The 7,376-nt window shown below is 45.9% G+C and carries 5 protein-coding genes; 3 read left to right on the forward strand and 2 right to left on the reverse strand.

Annotated features, from left to right (window positions below; all coding sequences use genetic code 11):
* Positions 1-106: 106 nt before the first annotated feature.
* The 3 genes from DW917_RS11730 to rbr all read left to right on the forward strand — a co-directional run bounded on the left by DW917_RS11730 (position 107) and on the right by rbr (position 4,458).
* Positions 107-1,729 carry a Na+/H+ antiporter NhaC family protein gene (locus DW917_RS11730; RefSeq protein ID WP_118118929.1) on the forward strand — a complete coding sequence of 541 codons (1,623 nt, stop codon included), beginning with the start codon at positions 107-109 and terminating at the stop codon, positions 1,727-1,729.
* A gap of 429 nt (positions 1,730-2,158) precedes the next feature.
* Positions 2,159-3,712 (forward strand): endonuclease I family protein, encoded by a 1,554-nt coding sequence (locus DW917_RS11735; protein WP_118118931.1) that lies wholly within the window; start codon positions 2,159-2,161, stop codon positions 3,710-3,712.
* A 203-nt stretch (positions 3,713-3,915) separates the two neighbouring features.
* Positions 3,916-4,458 (forward strand): rubrerythrin, encoded by a 543-nt coding sequence (gene rbr, locus DW917_RS11740; RefSeq protein WP_118118933.1) that lies wholly within the window; start codon positions 3,916-3,918, stop codon positions 4,456-4,458.
* Here the strand turns inward: rbr and DW917_RS11745 are convergent.
* Positions 4,455-5,357 carry a DUF4249 family protein gene (locus tag DW917_RS11745; RefSeq protein ID WP_118118935.1) on the reverse strand — a complete coding sequence of 301 codons (903 nt, stop codon included), beginning with the start codon at positions 5,355-5,357 and terminating at the stop codon, positions 4,455-4,457. The two genes, rbr and DW917_RS11745, sit on opposite strands and share 4 nt — an antisense overlap.
* Positions 5,358-5,379: 22 nt before the next feature.
* On the reverse strand, positions 5,380-7,376 hold a 1,997-nt coding region (locus tag DW917_RS17240), incomplete at its 5' end, for a TonB-dependent siderophore receptor (RefSeq protein ID WP_158570132.1).

Raw genomic sequence — 7,376 nt, forward strand, 5'->3', positions numbered from 1 at the left:
TCAGAAATTTCAAGCATTTTATTTTTTCATTCGGGATATTCTTCTTAATTTTGCCATCGGAAAGAATCATATACATTATTAATATATAATATACAGCAATAAAATTATGGATTACAATATGATAGGCACCGCATGGTCGCTCCTTCCCCCTATCGTTGCCATTGCACTGGCTCTGAAAACGAAGGAAGTTTATTCTTCACTCTTCATCGGCATCATCTTAGGAGCCGTAGAATACTGCATATCTATGGGTACGGGCTTAGACGGATTTCTCGTCCATCTCACCAACCATACCGTCATAGAAGGAGACGAAACCAAAGGATACGGACTGATACATTGTCTCTCAGACCCATGGAATGTCGGCATCCTGATATTTCTGGTATTATTGGGATCCATCGTATCCCTGATGAACAAGGCTGGAGGTTCAGCAGCATTCGGCAGATGGGCATCCAAGCACGTGAAGACCAAGATGGGGGTTCAGATAGCCACCATCCTGCTGGGCATACTCATCTTTATCGACGATTACTTCAACTGTCTCACGGTAGGTTCAGTGATGCGCCCTATCGCCGTTCGCAATGGCGTGACCAAGGAAAAATTAGCTTATCTTATCGACTCCACGGCAGCACCCGTCTGCATCATCTCCCCGATCTCCAGTTGGGCTGCAGCAGTTTCCGGTTTCGTTTCTGGAGGAGAGAACGGACTCGCCCTCTTCTGCAAGGCCATTCCTTTCAATTTCTATGCCTTCTTTACCATCCTCTTCATGTTTGGTATAGTTTGGTTAGACTTTGATTTCAAGGCGATGAGCAAATACGATGCCCGACTGAAGGAATGGTATGAAAGAACCAATGGAGGAAAGCTCGACGAAGTGAGCGGCACCAAACTGCACATCGTAGAACATGGTGTGGGAGCCAAAAAGGGCGAAGAAGCAACAGCCAGCAAAGATTCCGTAGCCGATCTTGTGATACCGATAGTCCTGCTCATCATCTTTTGCATGACGGGCATGGTATATTCCGGCGGATACTTTGATGCAACCAGCGACAACTACCATCATTTCGTAGATGCCTTCGCTGCAAGCAATGCCTCTGTAGGACTGGTCATCGGTTCATTAGGTTCCTTCATCCTGACCATCATCCTCTTTGTATCCCGCAAGACATTAGCGTTTACTGATGCCATGAGTAGCCTCATCAAAGGCTTCGAGGCGATGGTACCAGCCATACTGATTCTCACATTGGCGTGGACGCTGAAGAGCATGACCGACTCATTGGGAGCAGCAGAATACGTATCAGGCGTAGTAGCCAACAGTGCAGCCGGACTGCAGCAACTCTTACCAGCCATCATCTTCATCGTGGCAGCATTCTTAGCCTTTGCCACAGGCACCTCATGGGGCACCTTCGGCATACTGATTCCAATCTGCATTGCAGTATTCCCAGCCGCCGAGCCGCTTCGCATCATCTCCATTTCTGCATGTATGGCAGGAGCAGTGTGTGGAGATCATATCTCCCCAATCTCCGACACCACCATCATGGCAAGTGCCGGCGCCGAGTGCAAGCATGTGCATCACGTATCCTCCCAGTTGCCTTATGCCCTCACGGTAGCCACGGTATCCTTCATCACCTTCCTGGTAGCAGGTTTCACCCAACAGTTGGGCATATTCGGCAGTGCTGTCGTATCATGGATATGCGGCATCAGCTTATTGGCAGGAGCCCTCTATGTATTGAAAAAGAAGTTCTAATCCCTTACCACCACACATTCCTCCAGTCTCAACACCCCTTCTGCAAGCCGGTTCTCACCATACGTGAGGTGAAACTTATCGAGGAATTTTTAGGCGAACCAGCACGCTCTATTGAAGATGTGCTTTAATGAACTCTCATGATGCGCATCGTTAGGTGCTAATGATGCGCTTTTATAAGTGCTAATGATGCGCATCATTAAGGTGCATAAAAGCGCATCGTTAGGTTGCTATAAAGAACGACATTCAACGACACACTTCGACAGTAACCATCTATATTTCCATACACTCTCTGGATTGCATATATAATAAATAATTGCGACAATATGAAAATAAATTGGGAAAAGGAGGGGATTATCGGAATTTATTTGTATTTTTGCCTTGTGATTCAGAATTCTAATTATTTTTTTGGCAACTAAAAGATGAATTGTTATGAGAAAAAGATTACTACATTGGACACTGGCGATCGCCGCAGCTGTCCTGCCAGCCATTCCATCTCTGGCACAAATTCCTGATGGATATTACAACTCGCTCAAAGGTAAGAAAGGAGCAGAACTGAAAACGGCCATATACAATATCATCAAAGACGCTAAGGTTCTTGAATATGGTAGTGGAAAGGGGCATACCTGGTGGGGATTTTGGGATACTGACCGGGATGAGCGTGGCTATTTCATCGACCGCTACTCTGCTGAGAAAGAATGGGTGAAATCTACTTCACAAGGTGCTGTGGGGGCAGGAATGAATATCGAACATTCCTTCCCGAAGAGCTGGTGGGGAGGTGCCAAAAGTCAGGCATACAAAGACCTCTACAACCTCATGCCTTGTGAGAGCAGAATTAATTCCACAAAAAGCAATTATCCTATGGGTACCGTTGTGAATGGAGACAGGGGTAATGGCTGGACAAAGGTTGGAAAAGGTAATGATGGTAATTGGTATTGGGAACCTGCCAATCTTTGGAAAGGCGACTTTGCCCGTGGTTATATGTATATGGCAACCACCTACCAGAACTACAACTGGAGTGGTGACAAAGCGCATCAGATTCTACAGCAAGGTGCCTACCCTACCCTCCAACCATGGGCTTACCAGCTGTTTATCCAATGGGCTAAGGGAGACAAGCCTGATGCTCTTGAGATTAAACGCAACGAGGATGTCTATAAGATACAGGGCAATAGAAACCCATACGTGGATTTTCCTAACCTGATGGAATATGTATGGGGTGACAGTATCAACAATGCCTTCGATCCGGAAAAGACCCTGAAATCCACCGACTATAAGGATGGTGAAGGTGGAGGCGGAGGTACCATCACTCCTTCTCCTGACGAACCAGAAAACATCTACAGTGCCGACTTTACCAGAGAAAAAGGTGGCTGCACTGAAAAGATTGTTAAGAATGAAAGCAGTTATAGCCATATCTGGCTACAAGACAGTAAATTTGGCTGGAAAGGAACTGCTTACTCAGGAGGAAAGAACCATGTCGCAGACGCTTATCTTTTCTTGCCGGAAATCGATCTGACTGATTACAGACATGCCACTCTGACCATCAATCAGGCCATCAATTACGCCAAGGGACAGGCACTGAAATATCTCTCTGTAGAGGCTACGGTGAATGATTCTGAAACAGGCAAGGATATCGTCAGCAAATTGCCTGACTTAGCTGTACCAAACAAGGACGGTTGGAATTTTGCAGACTATGACCTGGATCTGTCTCAATATTGTGGCGGCAAGGTAAAACTCGCTTTCCATTATACAAGCGATGAAAAGATTGGTCCATACTGGGAAATCAAGAAACTGAATATCACAGGCACCAAGGTTCCTACTGGCATCAACACTCCTGTCATCACAACCGACAACCGCGGTGAGATTGATTTCAACCTGCCATACCAGATTTTCACCATCGATGGAAGACAGATGACATCCACCTCTGGAATGAAGGGTGTCGTGATCATCAAACAGGGAAATGCGACTCGCAAGTTGATCAGATACTAAACTGAAATATTAAATTCAGATATGAAAAACTAAAGATAAAGCGTACTAAATGTGTAGCCAAAAGCTTGCATTTAGTACGCTTTTCCGTTAAAAGTTGCAAAATAGAAGAAAAAAGATTTCTCGAAATTTGCAATATTGGAAAAATTACAATATCTTTGCAAAGAAGTTAGGAATAAGATTATTAACTTTTAAACAGATACATTATGAAAGAATTAAAAGGAACAAAAACAGAAAAGAACTTACAGGAAGCATTCGCTGGTGAGTCACAGGCTCGTAACAAATATACATACTTTGCTTCCAAGGCAAAGAAAGATGGTTATGTTCAGATCGCTAACATCTTCGAGGAGACTGCTGCTAACGAGAAAGAGCATGCCAAGTTGTGGTTCAAGTATTTGGAGGGCGGTGCTATCCAGGATACTGAGAAGAATCTGGAAGCTGCAGCCAATGGTGAGCACGATGAGTGGACTGAAATGTACCCACGCATGGCAAAAGAGGCTCGTGAGGAAGGTTTCGAGGAGATTGCAGCCAAGTTTGAAATGGTTGCTGAAATCGAGAAGCATCATGAGGAGCGTTATCGCAAACTCTTGAAGAATGTAAAGGACAAGCTCGTCTTCTCTCGTGATGGCGATTGCATCTGGCAGTGTTCTAACTGCGGCCATATCGTAGTTGGCAAGCAGGCTCCTGAGGTTTGCCCAGTTTGCAACCACCCTCAGAGCTACTTCCAGATTGAAGCACAGAATTATTAATCAATGACTTTTCTGCCATTTTCTTTTTTCGGTATTTGAACCCGATAGAAAGTGGCACCATAACCGCACCAGTACCCCAAAGCACCTCTGACATTTGACTTCAGATTGGTGCTGACGGGTACGAGTGGGACGCGGGAGAGGGCTGCCAAATCCTCAAAACTGCGCCAATACTCATACGAGGTGGAATCGAGCGTAGCAAACTTCACACGCACCGTTTCACCTTCACGGAAATAAGGATCCCTGTTCTTGATCAAGTTGGAACGACCTCTGCGAACGGAAACTTTCCCCTCCGCACCTATCATTCCGGCATTCATCAATCCCAATTCCGCAGAAAGAAATTCCTTATCCTTTCCTATCACTTGGGAAAAGAGTTTGCATCGCTGCTTGCAACTTGTGTAAGCATAAATCTGATACAAACTGTCCACCATCGCCTGCTCTACATGAAAACTGTCGATAACTACCGGCTCCGGAATGGTCGTTGTAGCCTCTGCCACCTGTCCATCAGGTGTCTCTACTCTTAATGTATATTCCTTACCTATCTCGCCCCGCATATCATAAGTGGTATAGACGAAAGGTGGGAAATAATTGCGATCATACCTGCCCACCATGGTCTCTGTACGGGTACCGTCGGAGATGGTTACCTTTGCCCAGCGCTCCAGATAGTTGGAAAGACTATCGAGCATCAGTTCATTCTTACTCAGATAAACCGTATTGGTCAACTTTACCTTCGGGAAATCGCCTGCATCTATCCAGCCCTCCACCACAAGAATCTTATCGGTAGAGGTCTCCACATGATCATAACAACTGCTCAGCAGACAGCAGTTCAGCAGGATGAAAACCTGCAAGCAGCCCACTGAGAGAAGCCATTTCCCTGCAAAATATCTTAATCTTTCCTTCATATCTAAAAACGGATCATCGTGTTTAAAACTTATAATAGTAATTAATGGATGGCATGATTGGCATCAGGAAACGGAACACTCCATATCTGACATGACCATCATACACCTTGATGCGATAAAACAAATCATTCTTATGGAGCGTAGCATTATAGAGCGAGAGATTGATTCCACTCCTGCGGTCGCCCCTGTTGACGAAATCATAACTTGCCGACAGATCGAGTCGGATATACGGATTCATTCTTGCTGCATTATGTTCACCATATTCCGTCAGGAGATTATTGGACACCAGGTAGGCATAGTTGATATGAGTATAGGGAGTGCCTGAAGCTACCACTAATGTACCGCCAAAGCTCCATCTGTTACCGAGATGATAGGTGGCTACTGCATTCAGTTCATGGATGCGCTCGTGATTGGCAGGAAACCAGCCCTGATAATTTCCATCATCATACTTTCTTCTGGCTCTTCCCCACGAGTAACTCAACCAGCCCGTCAATTTTCCCCTCCTCTTTTCCAGCAGCAGATTGAAACCATAGTTGCAACCTTTGCCATAGAGCAACGAACCGTCCAGGGAATAGGAGGAATAGACGATGTCAAAGACATTGCCCGTATTTTCTATCTGATGTTTCAGCGACTTGAAATAGATTTCCGTACTCAGGCGGTATTCTTTGTCGAAAAGCCAGAACTCGCCCTGCAAAGAGGCATTGTAGGAATACTGGGGACGGCGCAGACTATCGGCTGAAAACCAAAACTCGGATGGCAATCCGGACGAGGAGAACCCTGTCTGGAACAGATATTGGCGATGAATGCCCACATGCAGGCTCAACTTACTTTGGGATGTAAGATTCCAAAGGAGTTTGAAGTTAGGTGACAAACCGTAATAACGGGTCTGATGATGATAAAGACTCGCCCGCAGACCCAGTTCGCAAGAGAGATTCGCCGCTAACGGTTGACGATAGAGAGCATAAGCACTCGACTCCACGGAAGACTGGGTAGGTTGAGCAGGAATATCATTGGCAAACTCTCCCTCCAGAGAGATCTTCTGCGGTTGGAAATCATGTCTGATTACTTCCAAACCTCCTTTCAGATTTCCCCATTTCACATCCCCCTTATAGCCTATATCATAGATCCAAGAACGCAAGCCTACATCAAAAGAAAGTTCGTCAACTCCTATCCGATTGGCGTAACGGGAGTAATACAGCATCTGTTCGGAACTCACATTTCCCCATTTCGAATACCAATGCAGTGCAGCCATCGTATTGTTCCACCGCAGTTTGGCACTCAATCCATAGTCAGCCTGGGTGAGTTTCACACGATCATATCCCCAATAAGCCTCCCATTTCAGTACATGATGGGCATTGAGTTGGGTGATGAAAGAAAAATTGTAGTCAGAGAAATCATAGTTGACCCTATCTCCTTCCACTTCGAGCCATTTGGAATAGAGCAGATTGAGGTAGGCTGCACGTGCCGATAGCAAGAGCAGGGAGCGCTTGCCTACGGGCAACTTGAGGGTGCCCTGAGAGGACATCGGGCCGACAGAAATTTCACCATGGACGGCTTTCATCTGCATACTATCCTCGCCCAAGACCCAAGTAGGTGTACGCAGATCCAAGCTTCCACCGAGACGATTGGGGAAGTCGGCTGAAGAAGAAGACTTGCGCAGACTCATGTCATTGAAATGTCCGGCATTGAAGACGGAAAAGAAACCTAACAGATGGGCAGCATTATAGACAGGAGCCCCACCAATGGAAACGAAATTGTGAGAATTGTCACATCCCTGGATATGCAGTCCGGCATCATATTCAGAATTGGTCTGCACGCAAGGCAACAGTTGGGCATAGTGCATAGGGTCCGCATTGCCGAGAATACGGGGCATATCGTCCATCAGACTCATATTGATGACGTTAGCACCCTCTATCTCTTTGAGCGAAGAACGCACTTTCTTTCCGGTGATTTCAACTCCCTGGAGCTGATAATGATGAGGGGGTGTGTCATAAGTCTGTGACGCACCCCTTTTAATTT

Source organism: Prevotella sp. AM42-24, assembly GCF_003461825.1.
In the GTDB taxonomy this organism is placed as follows: Bacteria; Bacteroidota; Bacteroidia; order Bacteroidales; family Bacteroidaceae; genus Prevotella; species Prevotella hominis.

What these genes read in the sequence shown, in the direction of transcription:
- DW917_RS11730 (WP_118118929.1), top strand. Translation starts at nt 107, where the DNA reads ATGGATTACAATATGATAGGCACCGCATGGTCGCTCCTTCCCCCTATC.
- DW917_RS11735 (WP_118118931.1), top strand. Translation starts at nt 2,159, where the DNA reads ATGAGAAAAAGATTACTACATTGGACACTGGCGATCGCCGCAGCTGTC.
- rbr (WP_118118933.1), top strand. Translation starts at nt 3,916, where the DNA reads ATGAAAGAATTAAAAGGAACAAAAACAGAAAAGAACTTACAGGAAGCA.
- DW917_RS11745 (WP_118118935.1), bottom strand. Translation starts at nt 5,357, where the DNA reads ATGAAGGAAAGATTAAGATATTTTGCAGGGAAATGGCTTCTCTCAGTG.